Here is a 20619-nt window from a genome sequence, read left to right as displayed (position 1 = left end):
TTCCGTCTCCCGTCTCCCGGCTTCCGAAAGGACGTCCGTGCGCACCCGTCACGTCTTCCACGCCGTCGACTCGCACACCGAGGGCATGCCCACCCGCGTCATCACCGGCGGCGTCGGGGTGATTCCCGGCGCCACCATGGCCGAGCGCCGGCTGCACTTCATCGAGCACCTGGACCACCTGCGCACCCTGCTGATGTACGAGCCGCGCGGCCACGCCTCGATGAGCGGCGCGATCCTGCAGCCGCCCACCCGGCCCGACGCCGACTACGGCGTGCTGTACATCGAGGTCTCCGGCGTGCTGCCGATGTGCGGGCACGGCACGATCGGGGTCGCCACCGTGCTCGTCGAGACGGGCATGGTGCCGGTCGCCGAGCCCGTCACCACCGTACGGCTCGACACCCCGGCCGGCCTGATCACCGTCGACGTACGGGTCGAGGACGGCGCGGCCAGGTCCGCCACGCTCACCAACGTGCCCTCCTTCTGCCTCGGCCTCGACCGCAAGGTGGACGTGCCCGGATACGGCACGGTGACCTACGACCTGGCCTTCGGCGGCAACTTCTACGCCTTCGTGGAACTGGACGCGCTGGGCCTGCCCTTCGACCGGTCCCGCAAGGACGACCTGCTGGCCGCCGGGCTCGCCGTCATGGACGCCGTCAACGCCTCCCCGGACCGGCCCGTCCACCCCGAGCGCCCCGAGATCAGCGGCCTCAAGCACGTCTACCTCGCCGCGCCCGGCTCCGACGCCCACCACTCGCGGCACGCGATGGCCATCCACCCCGGCTGGTTCGACCGCTCGCCCTGCGGCACCGGGACCTCCGCCCGGATGGCGCAGCTGCACGCCCGGGGGCTGCTGCCGCTGGGCCGGGACTTCGTCAACGAGTCCTTCATCGGCACCCGCTTCACCGGCCGCCTGGTGGGGGAGACCGAGGTCGGCGGGCTGCCGGCGGTCGTCCCCACCATCACCGGGCGCGCCTGGATCACCGGCACCGCCCAGTACTTCCTCGACCCGGACGACCCCTTCCCCGGAGGCTTCCTGCTATGACGTCCTTCCCTACGGCGTCCTCCGCCATGACGTCCTTCGTCTCCCGCAACCCGGCCGATCCCTCCGACGTCCTCGGCGAGTTCCCGGCGTCCGGCGCGCCCGCCGTGGCCGCCGCCGTGGAGCGGGCCCGCGCCGCCCAGCCCGGCTGGGCGGCGTCCGGCGCCGCCGCCCGTTCCTCGGCGCTCACCGCGGTCGCCGCCGCCGTCGAGGCCGCCGCCGGGGAACTGGCCGCGCTCGCCGTGCGGGAGGTGGGCAAGCCGATCGCCGAGGCGCGGGCCGAGGTGGCCCGCACCGCCGCGATCTGGCGGTACTACGCCCAGGCCCCCTACGAGCCCACCGGAACCGTCCACGAGCCGGCCGCCGGCCCCGGGCTGCTGCTCACCCGCCGTCGCCCGCACGGCGTCGCCGGCCTGATCGCTCCCTGGAACTTCCCCCTCGCCATTCCGAGCTGGAAGGCCGCCCCGGCGCTGGCCGTGGGCAACACCGTCGTCCTGAAACCGGCTCCCGAGGCCACCGCGTGCGCCCGGCGGCTGGCCGGCATCATCGAGGAGGCGCTGCCGGACGGGGTGTTCACCCTCGCCCCCGGCGGCGCCGCCGAGGGCGGTGCCCTGGTCGCCACCGCCGACGTCGTCTCCTTCACCGGCTCCACCGCCGTCGGCGAAGCGGTCGTCCGCGCCGCCACCGCCCGTGGCATCCCCGTCCAGGCCGAGATGGGCGGCCTCAACGCGGCGATCGTCCTGCCCGACGCCGACATCGAGCGGGCCGCCGCCCACATCGCCGTCGCGATCGCCGGGTACGCGGGCCAGAAGTGCACCGCGACCAGCCGGGTGATCGCCGTCGGCGCGGCCCGGGACCCCTTGCGCGAGGCTCTGGCCGAAGCGCTGCGGAAGCTCGCCGTGGGCGATCCGGCGGACCCGGCCACCGTGTGCGGACCGCTCGTCTCCGAGCAGGCGCGCGACCGCTTCGAGCGGGCCCGGGACGGCCTCCGCGCGGTCGTGTCGGGTCCCTCTTTCGCGGGCCCGGGCTGGTACGCGGCCCCCACGCTCGTCGAAGAGGTGCCGCAGGGTCACCGGTTGCTGAGCGAGGAGGTGTTCGGCCCGATCGCCGCCCTGTTGCCGGCGCGGGACACGGCGGAAGCCGTACGGATGGCGAACTCCGTCGCCCAGGGGCTGGTCACCTCGGTCCACACCGCGGACCTCGACGTGGCGCTGCACGCCCTGGACCGCCTGGACACGGGCATGATCCGCGTCAACGCCCCGTCCACCGGAGTCGACTTCCATCTGCCCTTCGGCGGCGCGAAGGCATCCGGCCACGGCCCGCGCGAACAGGGCCGCGCGGCGCTGGAGTTCTATACGTCGAGCCGTACGTACACCCTGGCGCCCGGTGACGCAATGTGACATTGTACGCTGGATGGTCCAGACCGCGTCCGCGTACAAACAGACCGCGTCCGCGTACAAAAGGGAGTCGGACACCATGGGGCACCTCAAGCAGCGCAACCTCATCACCGCCACCGAGCGGCTGCGCGACCAGGTGGCCCATGCCCTGCGGGCCGCCCTGATCTCCGGTGAACTCCGCCCCGGCCAGGTCTACTCCGCGCCGGGGCTCGCGGAGGATTTCGGCGTCTCCGCCACGCCCGTGCGGGAGGCCATGCTCGACCTGGCCCGCGAGGGCCTCGTCGAGCCGGTCCGCAACAAGGGCTTCCGGGTGACCGAGGTCAACGAGCGGGACCTGGACCAGTACACCGAGATCCGCACGCTGATCGAGGTCCCCACGGTCGGCCGGATCACGCGCACCGCCGCCCGCGAGGACCTCGAAGCGCTCCGCCCGGTCGCCGAGGAGATCGTGCGCGCCGCGCGCGACCACGACCTCATCGGCTACCTGGAGGCCGACCGCCAGTTCCACCTCGCGCTGCTGACCCTGTCCGGCAACGAACGCCTCGTCGAGACCGTCAGCGACCTCCGCAAGCGCTCGCGCCTCTACGGCCTGGACGCCCTGGACGAGCGCGGCGAGCTGATCCACTCGGCCGAGGAGCACCTGGAGCTCCTCGACGTGATGCTGGCGGGGGACGCCGAGGGCGCCGAGGCGTGCATGACGCGCCACCTGGGACACGTCCGCTCGCTGTGGGCGAAGGACGCCGAGGCGTGACCTCGACGACTCGCGACCTCGACGACTCGCGACCTCGACGACTCGCGACCTCGATGACTCGTGACCTCGACGACTACTGCCGGATCAACTGGGTGGCCTGTTCGTCCACCCCGGCCGTCGGCCCGGGATCGGGCCGGCGCGCGGAATCGCTGATCTTGAGCAGCAGGGCGATGAGTATCCACGTGGCCACTTGCGAGGAGCCGCCGGAGGCTAGGAAGGGAAGCGCCTTGCCGGTGAGCGGAATGAGGCCCATGACGCCTCCGGAGACCACGAACACCTGAAGCGCCAGCGCCCCCGACATCCCCGTGGCCAGCAGCTTCCCGAACGGGTCGCGGGCGTCGAGCGCGGTCCGCAGACCGCGCTCGATCAGCAGCGCGAACAGCAGGAACAGGGCCGTCATGCCGACGAGCCCGAGCTCCTCGCCGACCGTGGTGAGGATGAAGTCGCTGCGCCCGGCGAACTTGATGAGGTCGGAGTGGCCCCGGCCCAGCCCGGTGCCCAGGACGCCGCCGCTGCCGAAGCTGAACAGCGCCTGCGCGGCCTGGTCGGAGACGACCCCGGGCGGCCGGGGCACCTTGTAGTAGTCCATCGGGTGGAGCCAGGCGGCGACACGGCCGTGGACGTGCGGCTCGAAGGACGCCACCACGACCGCTCCGACAGCGAACATCAGCAGCCCCGTCACCACCCAGCTGGTGCGTTCGGTGGCCACATAGAGCATGATCACGAAGAGCCCGAAGAAGATGAGCGACGTGCCGAGGTCCCGCTCGAAGATCAGGACCAGCAGGCTCAGCACCCACACCCCGGCGATCGGCCCGAACTGCCGCCCGCGCGGCAGCTGGAAGCCCATCATCCGCCGGCCGGCCAGCGCCAGGGCGTCCTTGTGCACGGTCAGGTACCCCGCGAAGAACACCGCGATGGCGATCTTGACGAACTCGCCCGGCTGGAACGACAGCGCGCCCAGCTTGATCCACCGCTTGGCGCCGTAGGCGTCCGCGCCGAAGAACGCCGGGGCCATCAGCATCACCAGCGCCGCGAACACCATGATGTAGGTGTACCGCTGGAGCAGCCGATGGTCCTTGAGCAGCGCCACGATGCCCAGACAGACGGCGAGACCGATGCCGCTCCACATCAGCTGGTTCCGCTCGAACGGCTCGGAATGCCAGCGGAGGGCGTACGAGATGTCCAGCCGGTGGATCAGCACCAGCCCCAGCCCGCTCAGCCCGATGGCGATCGGCAGGATCAGCGGATCCGCGTACGGCGCGAACGCGCGCACCACGGCGTGCGCGACCGCGGCGGCCGCCGACAGCCCGAGGGCGTACCACGGCAGCGCCTCGGGCACCCGACCATCGGTGGCCAGCCCCACGGAGGCGTAACCGAGCACGGTGAGCAGCACCGCGAAGCCCAGCATCATCAGCTCGGCCCCACGCCCCCGTCCCACCCCCGCCCGGGATGTCACCCTTCCTCCCACGCCCATGTATCCCTCGTTTTCCCGCGTGCCGTACGCGATGAAGTCGATGAAGTCCGCGCCTCGTGCGTGACGGTGCGGCCGCACACAACAGAAGGAGGCACGGGCCCGGTGACAGGTTGCCCGGTTTCCCCTTCCCGAATGGGCGGATCTCACCGATCCCCGGGGAAAACCGCAGGCAGGACTGCCTCTTACCGGGATAATGTGGCTGAATACGGTGTCATGACCACCATCACCTGTGTCCAGGGCGATATCACCGAGCAGCACGTCGACGCCATCGTGAACGCGGCGAACTCCTCCCTCCTCGGAGGCGGCGGCGTCGACGGCGCCATCCACCGCAAGGGCGGCCCCGACATCCTCACCGCCTGCCGCGCCCTCCGAGCCGCCCACTACGGCAAGGGCCTCCCCACGGGCCAGGCGGTACCCACCCCGGCGGGCCGCCTGCCGGCCCGGTGGGTCATCCACACGGTGGGGCCGGTGTGGGCGGCGTCGGAGGACCGTTCCGGGCTGCTGGCGTCGTGCCACCGCGAGTCCCTCCGCGTGGCGGACGAACTGGGCGCCCGCACGGTCGCCTTCCCGGCGATCTCGACGGGCGTCTACCGCTGGCCGATGGAGGACGCGGCCCGCATCGCGGTGGAGACGGTACGGGAGACGGAGACGAGGGTGGAGGAGGTCCGCTTCGTCCTCTTCGACGAGCGCGCGTTCGAGGCCTTCGCGTCGCAGATGCATTGATGGCTGGACGGTCGGGAGGATTGCCCTCGTCCGGGCCCCCAAGAAGAGGCAAATGGACGGCCGCAACCTCATGGGAGGCGGCGGCCGTCCGTCTATCACCAGGCACTGCTGACCGACCCCGAATAACCCAACCGCCGTTGCTGTTGACCGAGGTGTGGGCAGCGGATGCCGGCTGCCGTCGGTGCTGGTCACGGCAGCCGTACCGGCGGTACACGCGCCCCCGGTGTGCGGCGGAGCGCATAGAAGTCCGATCCACCGCTCGGCGATATCAGCGGGGCAAGTGTTCGCGGGCGAGCGCGTGCGGCGCTTCGGCGGTGTTCTGCGTCAAGCGACGATCACGCACGGGATCACCGCCAGGAGCCGGGCGCCAGGTCGACGGACAGCCGGCGCAGGTCGTGTTGGTCGCGGCGGAATTCACGGCCGACCCGCACCCGGGTGACGCACCGCCGCCCCGACGACATAGTGAACGCGAGCTTGCCCGTAACCAGCCCGCCCTGCCCTGGCAGGGGGGAATGCCCGCTGTTCGTCACCAGCCGTCGCCATCCCCTTGTGTGTCGGTCTCCGTCCAGTCGCGCGTGATCGATAATCGCCTCTTCATCGCGACACGCTCCGTCCGCTCGATGACGGCAGCTTAGAGGTCGTTTTCACCCGATGTTTCGTCCCGGATTGGGAGCTTGATGCCGAGGTTTCGGGTCTCGCCAGGAGATGGTGGCTTCGCCGGTGAGGCGGCGGGCCATCAGGTCGGTCATGGCCAGGTGAATCATGGCTTCGGAGCGGGCGGGAAGGGTTTCGTAGTCGCGGGCCAGGCGGCGGTGGAGCATGAGCCAGCCGTAGGTGCGCTCCACCGTCCAGCGTTTCGGTATCGGGGTGAATCCCCTGGTCCCGGGGGTGCGGGCGGTGATTTCCATGTCGATGCCGAGGGTGGCGGCGTGTTCGACGAAGTGCTTGCGGTAGCCGCCGTCGACCCAGGTCTTGCGGATCGTGGGGTGGTCGGCGGCGACCTGGTCGAGCAACTGGGTGCCGGCCACGGAGTCCTGGACGCTGGCCGCGGTGACCAGAACTGCGAGCAGGAGGCCGAGTGTGTCGGTCACGATGCTCCTCTTGCGGCCCACGATCTTCTTGCCTGCATCCGTGCCCTGGCTCGTGGCGGGGACGCTGGTGGCGGTCTTGACGCTCTGTGCGTCGATGACGCAGGCCGACGGGCTTGCGGTCCGGCCCTCCTTCTGCCGGACCAACTCCCTGAGCAGGCCGTTGACCTGGGTGAACACGCCGTCCTTCTGCCACTTCGCGAAGTAGCCGTAGACCGTCTCCCAGGGCGGGAAGTCGTGGGGCAGGTAGCGCCACTGCACTCCGGTGCGGTCCACATACAAGATGGCGTTCATGATCTCGCGCAGATCGTGCTCAGGTGGCCGTCCGATGTTCAGGGCATGGCGTCGGCGCTCGGCTCGCCAGGCGGCCAGTACCGGCTCGATCAGTGCCCAGCGGGCATCGGACAGATCACTGGGATACGGGCGACGCACGGTCATGAGCTGGGCGTACTGCTGGCGGACGCGTGCGTCCAGACACGGCGGAAAAGGCGCCGGAGCGCGACCCCCAGAACGCGCCGGACAAGTTGGGATGAGACAGGAACAAGCCTCCTCCGGTCCCGGCAGCCACGCCATCCGACAATCAAGCCCCGCCAGCACCGGCAATCTCACCGACCCCGCACCCATGCACCGCAAGAACCAGGAAATAACGGCACATTGATGAGGAAAACGACCTCTTAGAAGGGCGGCAGGCCGAATTCACCCTGAAGAAGCGCCATCCCCAAGGACGTGACCGTATGGACGACGGTGTTGCGGTGACGCCGGCTGTGGATCAGGTCCGCCTCGCGCAGCACCGTGGCCTGGTGACTGGCCGTCTGAATCGGCACACTCGCGCGTTCGGCGAGCTGCGTCGTGGTGCACGCCTCCGTCGCGACCACCTCCAGGACGCGCGCCCGCGTCTTGCCCAGCAGCGCGGCCACGGCCTGTCGCCGAGGGGCGTGCGACGGCGCCGCCCAGCCGAGGCTGCGTTCGACCGGATACACCAGGACGGGCGGAAGCCTCGTGTCCAAGAACGTCGTGGGCGCGCCCCAGCAGAAGAACGACGGCTGCAGCGTCAGGCCCCGGCCGCCGAGGTGGATGTCGTGGTCGGCCGGAAAGGCGAGTTCGAGGACGGGGTACTGCCAGGTCGCGGACGGATGCAGAGTCGCCAGCACCGCTTCCCACCCGGTCGCGTCGAGAGCGCGGGTCCGCCACTCACGATCACGGTCCACTTCACGCCGCACCTGCGGCCAGTACGGCTGGAGCGCGGTGGCGAAATACGCGCCGACCGCATCGGCCACCGCTGTCACCGCCTCCGGTTCGCCCTCCGCCAGACCACGTGCCCAGGCGGGCAGCGGGCGGCCGGGGTGGCGGTCGTGCAGTTCCTGCAGGTCGTTGCGTAATCGCGTGCACGGTGTCCGCCGCAGGGCCTCCATGCCCGCCGCCAACGACGGGCCCGCGCCCGCCGGGGTGAGGAAGTCGACGGCGTAACCCGTCGGTGGCGCCAGGGCGGTCAGCACATGCGCCGAAGGCCTCAGCCGCGAGGCGACCGCCCGCCGCCAGTCACCGAAGTACGCCGCCCCGCTCGGATGCCGCAGCCGATACGAGCTGAGCAGCACCTCCCACAGCGGGCCGGGCGCCGGGACCATCCGGATGCGCGCCAGATCGTCGCTGGTGAAGTGGATCCGAAGCATGGCTCGTGCCTTCCCGCCTCCCTCTTCCCACCTCTCTGGGAAGACGTTGCCCCGGTTTCCCGGTCCGCGACAGGCTTCTTTCAGCACTTGTCAGGCCACGTCCGCAACGGACACACGAACATCTCATAGGGGGTAACAGCATGCATATGAACAGGAAGGTAGCGGCCATCGCCGGCGGCATCGTGCTGACCGGTGGCCTGCTGGCCGGAAGCGCGGGCGCCGCCGGCGCGGCACAGAGCACTCCGCAGGCGGCATCGGACTGCCCGTCGGGCTACTTCTGCGTCTGGGCCGGGACGAACTACACCGGTCACCGGCAGCAGGTCGCAAAGAACAACCGGGACCTGACCATCTACCCGGTCTTCCAGAACTTCAAGTCGTGGTACAACCACGGCGCTTCCTGCGCCTTCACGGCGTACTCGGAGAAGAACTACGGCGGAGAACATGTAACTCTTGCGAAGGGGGAGAAGGACCCCGGCAACGGCGGGTCCATGTCCATCAAGTCCAACACGTGGTGCTGACCAGTGCCCCGCCGAGCACACGAGGGCGGCGCCCCGCCAGGGGCGTCGCCCTCGGGCTGTCCGTCGAGCCGGCAGGCAGAGCGGCCTCAGGCGCGGGAGGCGTAGCCGACGAAGACGGTCCAGACGGCGGGGGTGGCGGTGAGCCGCAGTCGGGGCCGCGGGATGCCTTCCAGGCCTTCAGGCGCTGAAAGGAGACGCCCTCCTCGCAGAGCAGGATGCGCAGGCCCTCGTGGCTGATGTCGTCGACCACCCCCTCGGCGACCAGGAAGTCCGCCGGCTTGGTCAGGCTCCGGGTAGAGAACGGCAGGTCGTGCTCACTCGGCTTCGGCTTGGCGATCTTCTTGATCTCGCGCCACTCGGGCAGGGTGAAGGTCTTCGGCCTGCCGCCCTTGTACTTGGGATACAGGGAGTCGAAGGCGTCGGTGTTGAAGGTGTGGATCACATCGCGGACCCGGTCGTCGCTGGTGAACGTCACCTCGGCGATCCTTGCCACCGGCATGCCCTGTGCGGGCAGCAGGACCATCTGGGCCCGCCACCAGGTCACCACCGACTCGGTGCCCCGGCGGATGATACAGCTCCACGCGTTGGACGCTCGCGCCCGCGAGGTCCTTGGTGAGATCGGCGGAGAAGCCGGCCAAGGACGCGAGGGTGTTCTCCCCCTACCGGCCCGACAGCGCCGTCAGTCGCCTGGACCGCGGCGAGACCACCGTCGAGCGGTGCCCGCCCGAGGTCGGCGAGGTCCTCCGGCTGTGCGCACGGGCGGAAACAATCACCGGGGGCTGGTTCAGCGTCCGGGCCGACGGACGCCTCGACCCCTGCGGACTGGTCAAGGGCTGGGCCGTCGAGCGGGCCGCGGACCTGCTGCACGAGGCCGGCGCCCACGACCTGTGCGTCAACGGCGGCGGAGACCTCCAGCTCCGTGGCGAGGCGGCACCCGGCACACCTTGGAGGGTGGGCGTCGCCGACCCGGCGCGCCCCGGTCGGCTGCTGACCGTAGTCACGGGCACCGACGGCGGCCCCTGGGCTGTGGCGACCTCCGGCACCGCCGAACGCGGCCACCACATCCTCGACCCCCACACGGGCCGGCCCGCACACGGCCTGCTGTCGGCCACCGTCGTCGGCCCCAGCCTGACCTGGGCCGATGTCTACGCCACCGCGGTCTTCGCCCGGGGCACGACGACGGAGGGCCAAGGGCCCATGGTCATGGACGGCTACGCGGTCTTCACCGTGACGGACGACGGCCGGGCCGGGGACCCGGCGCGTTCCCCGGGCGGTCCGTACCCGCCTCCACCAGGGGCTTCGACCACGAGCACGTCGCCGGCCCACACGTAGACCGAGTCGCAGCCGGCCACGCCGTAGAGGGGGATCCGGCGGGTGTGACCTCGGTCTCCGCGAGCTCCCGGACAACTTCCTTGAACGACGTGTCCGGGCGTGCGTGGATTGCCTTCCGGGCCATGAGCTCGTCGACCGTGCGGTGCTCCCTCATGTTCGGATCCTTCGCATCCTGATGCCCCGCTCATCAGGATGGCGGTCAGCGGACGATGCGGGGCGGCAGCTGCGCGAGGAGCAGGGTCACGTCGTCGTCGCCCGCGCTGCGCGGCAGCAGGGCCGAGAGGGCCGAGTCCGCCACTGCTTCCAGGTCTTGTGTTTCCAGGTCCTGCTGCTTGTCCAGGGCCGTGCCCAGTGCGGCGGCGAGGGTCGTGATCTGCTTCTCGATGTCGGTGCCGGGCGTCTCCACCAGGCCGTCGGTGTACAGCACGAGAGTGGCGCCCGGTGGCACGGTGCGGGTCACCTGCTCGTGCGGGAAGCCGCTCACGCCCAGCGGCACGTTCACCGGTGCGGGCAACGGCAGGACGTCGCGCTCGGGAGCGGCCAGGAGCACTGGCAGGTGCCCTGCCGAGCAGAGGGTGATCTCTCCGCTTCCGGGGTCGACCACCAGGTAGCAGCAGGTGACCAGTTGGCCGGGGAGGTCGGTGACGATGGCGTCGAGGACCTCCATCAGTCTGCGGGGCGGCATGCCGGTGCGGGCCAGGGCGTTGGCGGCGGAGCGCAGCCGGCCCATGACGGCGGCCGCTTCCAGACCGCGGCCCATCACATCGCCGATCAGGACACCGACCTTGCCGTCCGCCAGCGGGACGAGATCGAACCAGTCGCCGCCGACGCCGGCGCCTTGGGTGGCGGGCAGGTAGCGGCTGGCGGTGAGGAGGCCGGGCACGTCGGGTGGGGTGCCCATGAGGCTGTGCTGCAACGTCAGCGCGACGTGCCGCTGCTGCTCGTAGAGCCTGGTCAGCTCGGCTTCCGCCGCCTTGCGCTCGGTGACGTCGCGCACGGCCGCCGAGAACAGCACACCCTCACCCGTTCGCAGCGGGCTGAGGCTGATCTCGACGGAGAACTCGTGCCCGTCCTTGCGGAGCCCGTAGAGGTCCAGCCCGGCACCCATGGGACGGAACTGCTGGTTGTGCGCGTAGTCCTTGCGGTGTGCCGCGTGCCGGTCGCGGAACCGGCCGGGCACGAGGACCTCCACCGGGCGACCCAACAGCTCGTGGCGGCCGTAGCCGAACAGAACCTCCGTCTGGGAGTTGACCAGGCGGATGGCGCCCGTGTCGTCCACGATGACCATGGCATCGGGGGCTGATTCGAGCAGCCCCCGGAACTGCTCGTCCGCAGCCTCGCAACCGTCGGCACGGATGACCTCGGCCCCACAGGGGCAGGCCGCCCGGTCTATGGGGTCATGCCCGTGAGAAACGGTGCGTCTGGTCATCCGCCTGCCTTTCCTGGGTGCAGGAGGTGCTTGCGTCGCGCGCACAAAGGTCCCACCGCTGCGAGCCGATCGTGGCACGCAGACCCCGCCCGTGACGTCCCATGGCTGTAGTTGATCACTTCTCTCCAGAAGAGGGGGAAGAACTGTCCATTCGTGGCAGGACGCCCGAAGCGCGGGCTCTTCGCCCCATGGCCGGTACGGCGTACCCCAGTTGTGATGGGGCCCTGACAGCGGCCCAGATGAGGAGTCCCGATCCCGAGACCGGAACTGCCCGGTTCGTCGACGGCTCCCACCTCACGAGCACGGTGACGTCCTTCCTCGAGGCTGTCCCGCTTGAACGCGCAGATCAGCATGGCGTCGGGGTTGTCGAAGAGCGCGATGCCGTCCCGGGTGAGGAAGGCGGCGGCCTTCTTCGCGAACGCCTTGGGGACAATGCGGCCTTCGAAGCGCGGGGTCTCGCGGCTGCGGTGAGAGCTCTTCGGGCGGCGGGACCGGAGACCTTCTCCCCGGCGGCGACGCGGTCGCGGAGGTGAGCGGCGGTTCTCGCCCCGGGGGCCGGATGCCACGGCCGGGGCTCTGGGGCCTGACCACGACACGGAAGCCGATTACCGACAGTAGTGACTCGGCTGCGCTGGATGTATTCTCCGCGAAGATCACCGGCGTTCAATCGAGAAGCTCATGCGGCAAACGGTCCGGACGTCTCCAGGCGAGCTCCCGCTGATCGGGCATGCGGGACGGCTTGCGGTGGACCCGCCGGCGGGGCATGAGATCGGTCATGGCCAGGTGGATCACGGCCTCGGAGCGGGCTGGAAGGGTTTCGTAGTCGCGGGCCAGGCGGCGGTGGAGCATGAGCCATCCGTAGGTCCGCTCCACCGTCCAGCGTTTCGGTATCGGGGTGAAGCCCCCGGTGCCGGGGGTGCGTTGGGTGATTTCCATGTCGATGCCGAGGGTGGCGGCGTGTTCGACGAAGTGCTGGCGGTAGCCGCCGTCGACCCACACCTTGCGGATCGTGGGGTGGTCGGTGGCAACCTGGTCGAGCAGCCGGGTGCCGGCTGCAGAGTCCTGGACACTGGCGGCGGTGACCAGCAGCGCGAGCAGGAGGCCGAGTGTGTCGGTGACGATGCTGCGTTTTCTGCCCACGATCTTCTTGCCCGCATCCGTGCCCTGACTCGTGGCCGGGAGGCTGGTGGAGGTCTTGACGCTCTGAGCATCGATCACGCAGGCTGACGAGCTCGCGTTCCGGCCGCCCTTCTGCCGCACCAGTGCCCTGAGCAGGCTGTTCAGCCGGGCGAATACGCCGTCTCTCTGCCACTTCGCGAAGTAGCCGTAGACGGTTTCCCAGGGAGGGAAGTCGTGCGGCAGGTAGCGCCACTGCACCCCGGTCCTGTCTATGTACAAGATCGCGTTCATGATCTCGCTCAGGTCGTGCTCGGGCGGACGCCCGATGGCCAGGGCATGGCGCCGACGCTCGGCCCGCCAGGCGGTCAGCACTGGTTCGACCAAGAATGCCGGAATGCCGACCTCCCGAGGCTGTCAACCAGGGGAGGTCGGCATTGGCATTCTTGCCGCGCCGTGCCCAGCACGCTTTTGCTGCGGCGGCCGGCGGCTCTGCGCGGTCCTACTCGGTCCGCAGCGCGGTGGCGGTCCGGGTCCGTGCCGCCCAGCCGGCCGGCAGCAGTGCGCCGAGCAGGGCGATCACGAGCCCGCCGGCCAGCAGGGGGATGAGCAGCCCGGTGGTGTAGACGTGGGACACGCTCGGCGGCAGGTGCCGGCCGATCGCGTTCCCCATCGGGGTCAGCGTCGCCTTCTCCACCGCGACCCCGAGCGGGACCCCGATCAGCCCGGCGATCAGGCCGGTGAGGGACACCGAGGTCAGCACCATCGCGATGGTCTGCTTGGGTGTCATCCCGAGGGCCTTGAAGATCCCCAGATCACGAACCCGCTCCCGGGTGTCCTGCACCACCATGCTCAGCACTCCGAGCGCGGCGACCGCCACCATCATCAGCGTGAGCGTGGCCACCAGGGCGCCCATGGTGATCACTATGATGTTCTTGCCCCCGCCCGAGTTCGGATGGACCGAGGCGTTCAGCGGCGTCAGCGCGGCGGCGGCTGAGGTGGACCAGTCCGGTCCGCTGACGTTGTCGGCCAGCTCGACGTTGAACTGCTCGATGTGCGGGGCCAGACCGGCGGCGGTGAAGGTGGCCGCATCCGTCATGACCGTGTAGTCGCCCACGTTGGTGTCGAAGTTGATGCCGACGACCTTCAGCGGCAGTTGCTTGTTCTGCTGCACCACAGTGACGTTGTCACCGACGTGGATCCCCACCGTCGTGGCCAGCTTGTCGCCGACCACGGCCTCGCCCGGCGTCGAGAACCAGCGGCCGGACAGCAGCTCCATGTTCGTCCAGGAGAAGTCGCCGGTGACCGTGAACACCTTCGGCGGTTCGCCGCCGGGCGGGGCGCCGACGATGGTCGCGCCGCTCTCGCCCCAGCCGAACGCGGCCTTCGTGCCCGGGATCTCGGCGAGCGCGGCGGCCACCTTGGCGGCGTCCAGGTGCGGCCTGCGCGGGTCGTTGGGGCCGTAGAGACCCCAGGGCACGCCTACGTCGGCTGTGGGTATCACGAACTCCGACGCGACGTTGAAGCCTGAGGTACTGGTGTCCAGGTATTTGTTGAACGAGGTCCCCAGCCCCACCGCGAACGTGACACTCACCACGCCGAACAGCACCGCCGCACCGACCAGTACGGCCCGGGCCGGCCGGGCGAACGGCTGGGCCAGACCCAGCGACATGGCCCGGGGCAGCGGCAGCCGCGAGGCCAGACGCTGCGCCGTCCGACCGCCCCCGGCCTTGGGGACGCGGCCGACCACCAGAGCCCGCACCGTCGGCATCCGGCCGGCCCGCAGTGCCGGGATCAAAGCAGTGATGCCGACGATCAGCAGGGTGCCGAGCGGCACCACGGCGCTGACCCACAATGGAATCGTGGCACTGGCCGCGCCGAGTTGCCTGGTGGCCCCGTCCAGGATCGGCACAGCCAGGAGGTTGCCGAAAACCGTGCCGAGCACCAGGCCGAGTGTCGCCGGGATCATGGCCTGCGCGGTGTAGGCACGGGCCACCTGCGAAGGGGTGAAGCCCAACGACTTCAGAATCCCGATGCGCCGGACTCCCGAGGCCACAGCCCCGCTGACCACGATCGAGATGATCAGCACCGACATGAACAGCCCGAGGACCCCGAAGCCGATCAGGAACGGCACGTAGGCCTTGGCGTTGCCGGTCGCCTGCTGCTCTGCGGTCAGGTACGACTGTCCGCCCTCGACCGCGCCGGCCGGCGCGGCGGCGGCCACCGCCTGCTTGTCGGTGGCGATGTCGGCGTCGGTCCCGGCCTTGGCGAACCGGTAGAGCATCTGCACGTCGGACTTGGCACCGGCGGCGGTGAGCCGCGCGAAGCCGTCGGCGGTGGCGAAGGCGGTCGCGCTGTTGGTCACCGAGCCGCCGAAGCCGACGACCTTGAACGACGGCTTGCCCGGCAGGGAGGAGAACACCACCGAATCGCCGAAGCAGACGGTGGCATAGTGCTGCCACGGCAGGGCGATCTCGCCCGGGCCGGTCGGCCAGCGCCCCTGGGTCAGCACGAGTTGGTCCATCCCGGAGGTGCTCCCCAGGTCGGGCCGGGTGGTGACGGTGATCGGACCGTTGTCGTGACCGGCGAAATCCTTCTTGGGGCAGTCCGTGCCGACGGTCGTGTCCAGGGCGGCGGCGATCGGGTACGGTCCGGCCGCCTCGGTGACGCCGGCGGCGTGCGCGGTGGCGGCGGCCTGCGCGGCCGTGGCCTTCGAGCCGTCGAACTGGACCGCCAGGTGCGCCCCGTTCCGAGAGCTGAAGGCGTGGTCGAACGGGGCCTGCACGACGGCCAGCAGGCCGAGGGAGAGCACTGAGGACGTCACCGCGGCGAATGTCGTCAGCGCCATGACGAGGGACTGGACCCGACGCCGGCCCACGCCGGAGCGTACGACCTTGCCCAAGGCGCTCACCGGCTCACCACCGGCAGCAGGCGGGCCACGGCCCGGAACCCGACCTCGAAGAGGCGCCGGGGCATCGGCGGCTTGCGCAGTGTCATCCGACCGCTCCCGCCGGACGGGTCAGCGGCGTGCGGGCGGCCAGGCCGGCACCGCTGCCGTCGTTGACGACGTCCCGCTTGACCGCGCCGTCCACCAACTCGATCGTGCGGCGCGCGGTGCTCGCGGCCAACTGCACATCGTGGGTCACCAACAAGATGGTCTGGCCCTCACTGTTCAGGTCCAGCAGCAGACGGCGCACGTCCTCGGCCGAGCTCGAGTCCAGCGCGCCGGTGGGCTCGTCGGCCAGTAGCAGGGCCGGCTTGTTCATCAGGGCCCTGGCCACCGCCACCCGCTGCCGTTGCCCGCCGGACAGCCGCTGCGGGTACGCCTTGGCATGCCGGTCGATGCCCAGCGAGGCGAGCAGCTCGGTGGCCCGCCGCTTCGCCTCACCCTTGCCCATCCCGGCCAGCTGCGCCGGAACCATGACGTTGTCCAACACGGTCAGGTCGTCGAGCAGATTGAAGAACTGGAAGATCATGCCGATCGAGGCCCGGCGGTGCTTCGCCGAACCGGCCTCACCGAGCCGGTCGACGCGGGTGCCGTCGACGGTCACGGTGCCACTGGAAGGCTTGTCCAGACCGGCGATCAGATTCAGCAGCGTGGACTTCCCGCTGCCGGAATGGCCGAGGATCGCCACGCACTCACCGGACGCCACGGACAAGGTCACACCGGCCAGCGCGGGCGGGCCGTCGTCGTACTTCTTCATCGCGTCTTGGAGAGCGATCATCGGCGGATTCGTCATGGCCATGAATCTAGGAACGGGCCATGATCCGTCGCGTCGGCCGGCGGATGTCACTCTTCCCCAGGTCATCGGCCCGGTGGCGTACCCCGCGTACATCCCCGGGGCGACGCGCAGAGCCGACGCCACTGAATAGGATCTTCGTATGGAAGAGCTTCTCCAGCGTCTCTCGACATCGAAGCGCGTGACCTGGCTGATGTCACAGGCCGTGGTGCCGGCCACCGCCTGCTTCTACGCGATGCTGCTCCCCTGGACGATGCCGACCCCTGAGGACGGCCTGTTCCGGTTCCCCGACCTTGAGCCCGTCCAGATGCTGGGTCTCTACGTCGTGCTCGCCCTTCCGGTTCTGCTGGTGCGCCGTCTGCCGGCGACCGTCTTCGCGGTGGTCCTGGGTGAATCAGTCCTCGGCGAGGCCTTCGGCGCGCGGCCCTTGATCGTGTTCGTCCTGCTCGTCGCCTTGGGCGGGTACCTCGCCGCCCGGCGGCCGAAGGCTGCCGCCGTCGGCTCCGTCGCGGGCGTCGCGGCCGCGTTCGTCAACGACATCCACGGCTACCCCGGGGAGAGCGTCGGCGACGCGGCCCAGTGGACCGGGGGGATCGCGTTGTGGTTCGCGGTCGCGTGGGTCTTCGGTGGGGTGTATCGCAAACGCCGTGAATACCTCGAAGCCCTGCACGAGCAGAGGGCGGCCCGCGCCGTCATGGCCGAGCGGCTGCGGATCGCCCGTGAACTGCACGACAGCGTCGCGCACAGCATCGGGATCATCACGGTGCTGTCGGGAGCGGCGGCACGGGTCGTGGAGACCAAGCCCGAACAGACGCGGCGGGCGCTGACCGGCATCGAGACCACCAGCCGGGAGACGCTGCTCGGGCTGCAGCGCATGCTCGGGGCGCTACGCCGCGCAGAGCCGGACGACGCCATGCCGCAGGCCGCCCCGCTGGCGCCGGCCGGCAGCCTGGCCGACGTCCCGCGGCTCGCCGAACGCACGGCCGACGCCGGGGTGCGGGTCCACGTGACCTGGCAGGGCGAGCGGCGTCCACTGCCGCCGGAGATCGAGCTGTCGGCATACCGGATCATCCAGGAGTCGGTGACCAACGTGGTGCGGCATTCCGGGGCGCGAACGTGCCGGGTCGCGGTCGGTTACGAGCCGGAAGGAGTGAGGATCGAGGTGGTGGACGACGGGGATGACGGTTCCGGCGGGGGCCGTCCGAGGCACTCCGCGGCCGGCGGGAGCGGCTTCGGCCTGCTCGGCATGTGCGAGCGGGTGACGTTGCTGTCCGGCCAGTTCAGCGCGGGCCGGCGTCCGGAGGGCGGCTTCCGGGTGGCTGCGAGGCTCCCGGCATGAGCGTGCGGGTGCTGCTGGTCGATGACCAACCCCTGATGCTGGTCGGGCTCGCCATCCTGATCGGCAACACCGACGACCTGGAGGTGGTCGGCGAGGCCGGCGACGGCCGCGAGGCGGTGCGCCTGGTCCGTGAGCTGCGGCCGGACGTCGTGGTGATGGACATCCGGATGCCGGGCACGGACGGGATCGAGGCGACCCGGCAGGCGACCGCCGAGCCGGACCCGCCCAAGGTGCTGGTGCTGACAACCTTCGACGACGACGAGTACGTCTACGGCGCACTGCGCGCCGGGGCCAGCGGATTCCTGCTCAAGAGCATGGCCCTGGACGCGATCCTGGACGCGATCCGCGTGGTGGCGGCCGGCGACGCGTTGATCGCGCCGAGCGTGACCCGACGGCTGATCGCGGACTTCACCGGAACGTCCGGCCCCGCGGCCCCCGAACCGGACACCGAGCCCGCCGCGGACCCGAGTCCCATCGCGGGGATCACCGGCCGGGAGCGCGAGGTGCTGGCACTGGTCGGACAGGGACTGTCGAACGGTGAGATAGCCGAACGGCTGGTCATCAGCGCGGCGACGGCGAAGACTCATGTCGCGCGTCTGTTCGCCAAACTCAAGGCTCGGGACCGCGTCCACCTGGCGATCATCGCCTTCGAGTCCGGACTCGTGCCGCGTAGACGGTAGGGCAGGACGAGAAGAACGATCGCCGACCACGAGTTCGCCGCGGTCGCCAGACGCGCCAGCTCACCCACCTGCACCTGGCGTGTTCGCGTGCTGTCTCAACGAACCGACTTAAAAAACGCGCCGCGTGGTCCGTGAAGAACCACGCGCTCCGGCCCGTCTAGCCCTATTCCTCGGTCCGATCCTCTCGACCCCGATCGTGAACCGGCCGTCGGCGAGTTTGCGCAGCCAACCGCGGCAGGCGAGCTTGGTCCGTTACGCGCGAAGCGGCTCCAGCTGCTTGCCCCGGACGTCGTCAGGAAGGTCGAGCACCTCGCCGACCCGACGGACCGTGACCAGCCGATGCGCTCGTAGCCCAGCCGGAGCGCGTCGGGGTCGGCACCGCCGGCACAGGCCGGGATCAGCAAGCACCAACCGGCCGCCCACCCGGGCCTCCGGTGGCGCTCATCCCACGTCGCGAAGAAGACGAAGGCCTGGCCGGCCACCCGTCCCCGCTTCAACACCCACCACACAGCTGTTCTTCTCCACCCTGGCCCGACGTCTACTACGCCGCGGCCGGTTCGCCTCCCGCGACGAACTGGCCGCGGCCATCGACACCTTCGTCCTGGCCTACGACGAACACGACGCCAAGCCCTACCGCTGGACCGGCGACGGCGGCCACTCAAATCCGCATGACCCCCCGAAGGATCAACGCGGCGCCGCACTAGTGCTGGAAGAGTACTTCCGGATTGTTCGGTGAGGGGCCGTCCAGCAGTGGACTGTGGATCCCCTTCAGCGTCCGGTCGAAGAACGCCGTCACGTACTCACGCGTGATCACGATTCCACGTTCGGGGTCGAGGGGCGGCGTCGGGAACCCGGCCTCCTCCTCGAGCAGGTCCACGTCGGTGAAGCTGGGGTGGTTGGCGCCGGTGACCGCCAGCCACTTCTTGTAGCCGCCGAGGGCGGCCCAGGCCTGCCCCCACGTGGTGTCGGTGCGCTGGCTGTCGGGTGCACCCAGCATGAGGAACGGTCGGTTGATCTGGCCTGGCATCGGGACCGGGTAGAACTTGCCGTCCATGTTCGCTCCGGCCCGTACTCGCGGGTCGGCGATCATCGTGGTGGCGGCCGTCGCTCCGCCGATGGAGTGTCCGGCCATGCCGATCTCGTGCTTGTCGATGAGGTGTGCCAGGGGCCACGCGGTATTGCCATGCGTCAACTGGTCGATCACGAAGGACACGTCCAGCGCGCGGCTGGCGGTGACCGTGTCCATGTCGCGGTTCGGGTCATCGCAGATCGCGCACGGCGGCGTCTGGCCGTTCGCCAGCGTCTCGCCGCTGTCCTCGTGGGTGTGGCCGACGAGCGCGACGACGTAGCCGTGACTGGCCAGGTCGGTCGCGAGCGAGGTGAGCACCATGCGTGGGTCCCCGAACCCGGGGGAGAGGACCACCAGCGGATGCTTGCCGCGCTGCGGCCGTGCGCCGTCGAAGGCGTGAGTGGTGACGCTGGAAAGGTTCTGCGGGGTGATGCCGGAGCTCGCCGGTATCTTCGCGCGCCGGATGTGTCCGGCTGCCTCGGCGAGGGTCATATATGGGGCCGGAGTCCCGGTCCCGGGGACGGCCGGATAGACCATCGTGACGGTCAGTTGGCGGGGGCCGGATGACGGCACCCACGGGTCGGGACGGCTCGCGTCGGTGAGGTGGATGACGTCCTCGCCGGCGGCGTAGCGGCCGGTCGGCGCGGGGAGCGTGCCGTGGAAGGGCCGCGTGGGCGCGGAGGCCGTGGCCGGTGCGGTGTCGAACGCGTGCGTGGCCACCGATGTGGCCGACGGTGTGGTCGTGGCGGCGAACCCGGCGCCGGTTCCGGTGACGAGGGCGGCGAGCGCCAGCACCGCGACAGCGCTGATACGGCGATTGTGTTTCATGGGAGCGACGCTAGGTTCCGCAGCTCCATATCGAATCAGCCCGAGGATGTAAACATTCTGGTGTCGTTCGTGTCGTCCGTAGCCCCCGCGAGGTACCGGAGTCATCCGCCGGGACTATGTCGTGCGGCGCGGGGTTCCCTTCGTCGGCATCGTCGAGCGCCACCTTCGTCCTGGCCTACGACGGGCACGACGCCAGGCCCTACCGTTGGACCTACGACGGCGGCCACTCAAATCCGCATGACCCCCCGAAGGATCAACGCGGCGCCGCACTGGGCGGTGCCGGCCACCGCGTCGCCGGCGAGGGCGAGGATGGCTGCGACGACTCTGGCGTCCCACTCGGCCATGGCCAGGGTGCTGCGGATCGCTTCGCGGGCCTGGGACCGTTCGCCGGTCGCGGCGCGGCGCCACGCCTCGGTCACCACGTCG

The 20619-nt window shown here is 70.3% G+C and carries 17 protein-coding genes and 1 pseudogene; 8 read left to right on the top strand and 10 right to left on the bottom strand.

From position 1 onward, the window contains the following. Nucleotides 1-37: 37 nt before the first annotated feature. The 3 genes from ACX9I7_RS25435 (at nucleotide 38) to ACX9I7_RS25425 (ending at nucleotide 3187) form a co-directional block, all read left to right on the top strand. Complete coding sequence (locus ACX9I7_RS25435) at nucleotides 38-1042, top strand: proline racemase family protein (RefSeq protein WP_387573711.1); 1005 nt, start codon at nucleotides 38-40, stop codon at nucleotides 1040-1042. Further along, the gene (locus tag ACX9I7_RS25430) at nucleotides 1039-2439 is read left to right on the top strand and encodes an aldehyde dehydrogenase family protein (protein WP_459388624.1); all 1401 of its coding nucleotides are present in this window, start codon (nucleotides 1039-1041) and stop codon (nucleotides 2437-2439) included. Before ACX9I7_RS25435 ends, ACX9I7_RS25430 begins: the two co-directional genes overlap by 4 nt. A 76-nt stretch (nucleotides 2440-2515) precedes the next feature. After that, entirely contained in the window at nucleotides 2516-3187 is a 672-nt protein-coding gene (locus ACX9I7_RS25425) for a GntR family transcriptional regulator (protein ID WP_358629248.1), read from the top strand. Between the two features lie 73 nt (nucleotides 3188-3260). On the opposite strand, the gene ACX9I7_RS25420 is transcribed toward ACX9I7_RS25425, so the two are convergent. Beyond that, on the bottom strand, nucleotides 3261-4595 hold the full coding sequence (locus ACX9I7_RS25420; protein ID WP_459388644.1) for an FtsW/RodA/SpoVE family cell cycle protein: 1335 nt from the start codon (nucleotides 4593-4595) through the stop codon (nucleotides 3261-3263). 279 nt (nucleotides 4596-4874) lie between these two features. On the opposite strand from ACX9I7_RS25420, the gene ACX9I7_RS25415 reads away from it, so the two are divergent. Further along, nucleotides 4875-5384: an O-acetyl-ADP-ribose deacetylase gene (locus ACX9I7_RS25415; protein ID WP_387573706.1), complete on the top strand. Its 510-nt coding sequence runs from the start codon at nucleotides 4875-4877 to the stop codon at nucleotides 5382-5384. A gap of 644 nt (nucleotides 5385-6028) precedes the next feature. On the opposite strand, the gene ACX9I7_RS25410 is transcribed toward ACX9I7_RS25415, so the two are convergent. Both ACX9I7_RS25410 and ACX9I7_RS25405 read right to left on the bottom strand, forming a co-directional pair. After that, nucleotides 6029-6910 (bottom strand): IS5 family transposase, encoded by an 882-nt coding sequence (locus ACX9I7_RS25410; protein ID WP_459388623.1) that lies wholly within the window; start codon nucleotides 6908-6910, stop codon nucleotides 6029-6031. Between the two features lie 236 nt (nucleotides 6911-7146). Continuing rightward, nucleotides 7147-8142, bottom strand: a complete 996-nt coding sequence (locus ACX9I7_RS25405; RefSeq protein WP_459388622.1) for an ArsR/SmtB family transcription factor — start codon at nucleotides 8140-8142, stop codon at nucleotides 7147-7149. A 146-nt stretch (nucleotides 8143-8288) separates the two neighbouring features. Between ACX9I7_RS25405 and ACX9I7_RS25400 the strand changes: the two genes are divergently transcribed. After that, on the top strand, nucleotides 8289-8660 hold the full coding sequence (locus ACX9I7_RS25400; RefSeq protein ID WP_459388621.1) for a peptidase inhibitor family I36 protein: 372 nt from the start codon (nucleotides 8289-8291) through the stop codon (nucleotides 8658-8660). A 148-nt stretch (nucleotides 8661-8808) separates the two neighbouring features. On the opposite strand, the pseudogene ACX9I7_RS25395 reads toward ACX9I7_RS25400, so the two are convergent. Further along, nucleotides 8809-9279, bottom strand: a pseudogene (locus ACX9I7_RS25395) (helix-turn-helix domain-containing protein); the annotation flags it as partial. Nucleotides 9280-9308: 29 nt separating this feature from the next. Between ACX9I7_RS25395 and ACX9I7_RS25390 the strand changes: the two are divergent. Beyond that, nucleotides 9309-9992, top strand: coding sequence for an FAD:protein FMN transferase (locus ACX9I7_RS25390; protein ID WP_459388620.1), 684 nt, complete (start codon nucleotides 9309-9311; stop codon nucleotides 9990-9992). A 199-nt stretch (nucleotides 9993-10191) separates the two neighbouring features. Here ACX9I7_RS25390 and ACX9I7_RS25385 read toward each other — a convergent pair whose 3' ends face one another. The 4 genes from ACX9I7_RS25385 to ACX9I7_RS25370 form a co-directional block, all read right to left on the bottom strand. Next, nucleotides 10192-11421, bottom strand: coding sequence for a PP2C family protein-serine/threonine phosphatase (locus tag ACX9I7_RS25385; RefSeq protein WP_459388619.1), 1230 nt, complete (start codon nucleotides 11419-11421; stop codon nucleotides 10192-10194). 663 nt (nucleotides 11422-12084) lie between these two features. Further along, a complete protein-coding gene (locus tag ACX9I7_RS25380; RefSeq protein WP_459388643.1) occupies nucleotides 12085-12936 on the bottom strand; it encodes an IS5 family transposase in 852 nt (283 codons plus the stop codon). Between the two features lie 103 nt (nucleotides 12937-13039). Next, on the bottom strand, nucleotides 13040-15448 hold the full coding sequence (locus tag ACX9I7_RS25375; protein WP_459388618.1) for an ABC transporter permease: 2409 nt from the start codon (nucleotides 15446-15448) through the stop codon (nucleotides 13040-13042). Between the two features lie 82 nt (nucleotides 15449-15530). Further along, entirely contained in the window at nucleotides 15531-16277 is a 747-nt protein-coding gene (locus ACX9I7_RS25370; protein WP_459388617.1) for an ABC transporter ATP-binding protein, read from the bottom strand. A 142-nt stretch (nucleotides 16278-16419) separates the two neighbouring features. Between ACX9I7_RS25370 and ACX9I7_RS25365 the strand changes: the two genes are divergently transcribed. Both ACX9I7_RS25365 and ACX9I7_RS25360 read left to right on the top strand, forming a co-directional pair. Then, entirely contained in the window at nucleotides 16420-17616 is a 1197-nt protein-coding gene (locus ACX9I7_RS25365; protein ID WP_459388616.1) for a sensor histidine kinase, read from the top strand. After that, nucleotides 17613-18296, top strand: coding sequence for a response regulator (locus tag ACX9I7_RS25360; RefSeq protein WP_459388615.1), 684 nt, complete (start codon nucleotides 17613-17615; stop codon nucleotides 18294-18296). Before ACX9I7_RS25365 ends, ACX9I7_RS25360 begins: the two co-directional genes overlap by 4 nt. Nucleotides 18297-18996: 700 nt before the next feature. Here ACX9I7_RS25360 and ACX9I7_RS25355 read toward each other — a convergent pair. Both ACX9I7_RS25355 and ACX9I7_RS25350 read right to left on the bottom strand, forming a co-directional pair. Beyond that, nucleotides 18997-20193, bottom strand: coding sequence for an alpha/beta hydrolase family protein (locus tag ACX9I7_RS25355; RefSeq protein ID WP_459388614.1), 1197 nt, complete (start codon nucleotides 20191-20193; stop codon nucleotides 18997-18999). Between the two features lie 227 nt (nucleotides 20194-20420). Then, nucleotides 20421-20615, bottom strand: coding sequence for a hypothetical protein (locus tag ACX9I7_RS25350; RefSeq protein ID WP_459388613.1), 195 nt, complete (start codon nucleotides 20613-20615; stop codon nucleotides 20421-20423). Nucleotides 20616-20619 lie beyond the last annotated feature (4 nt).

It is taken from the genome of Streptomyces sp. L500 (assembly GCF_054551825.1).
This window is presented reverse-complemented; position numbering and strand designations above follow the sequence as displayed.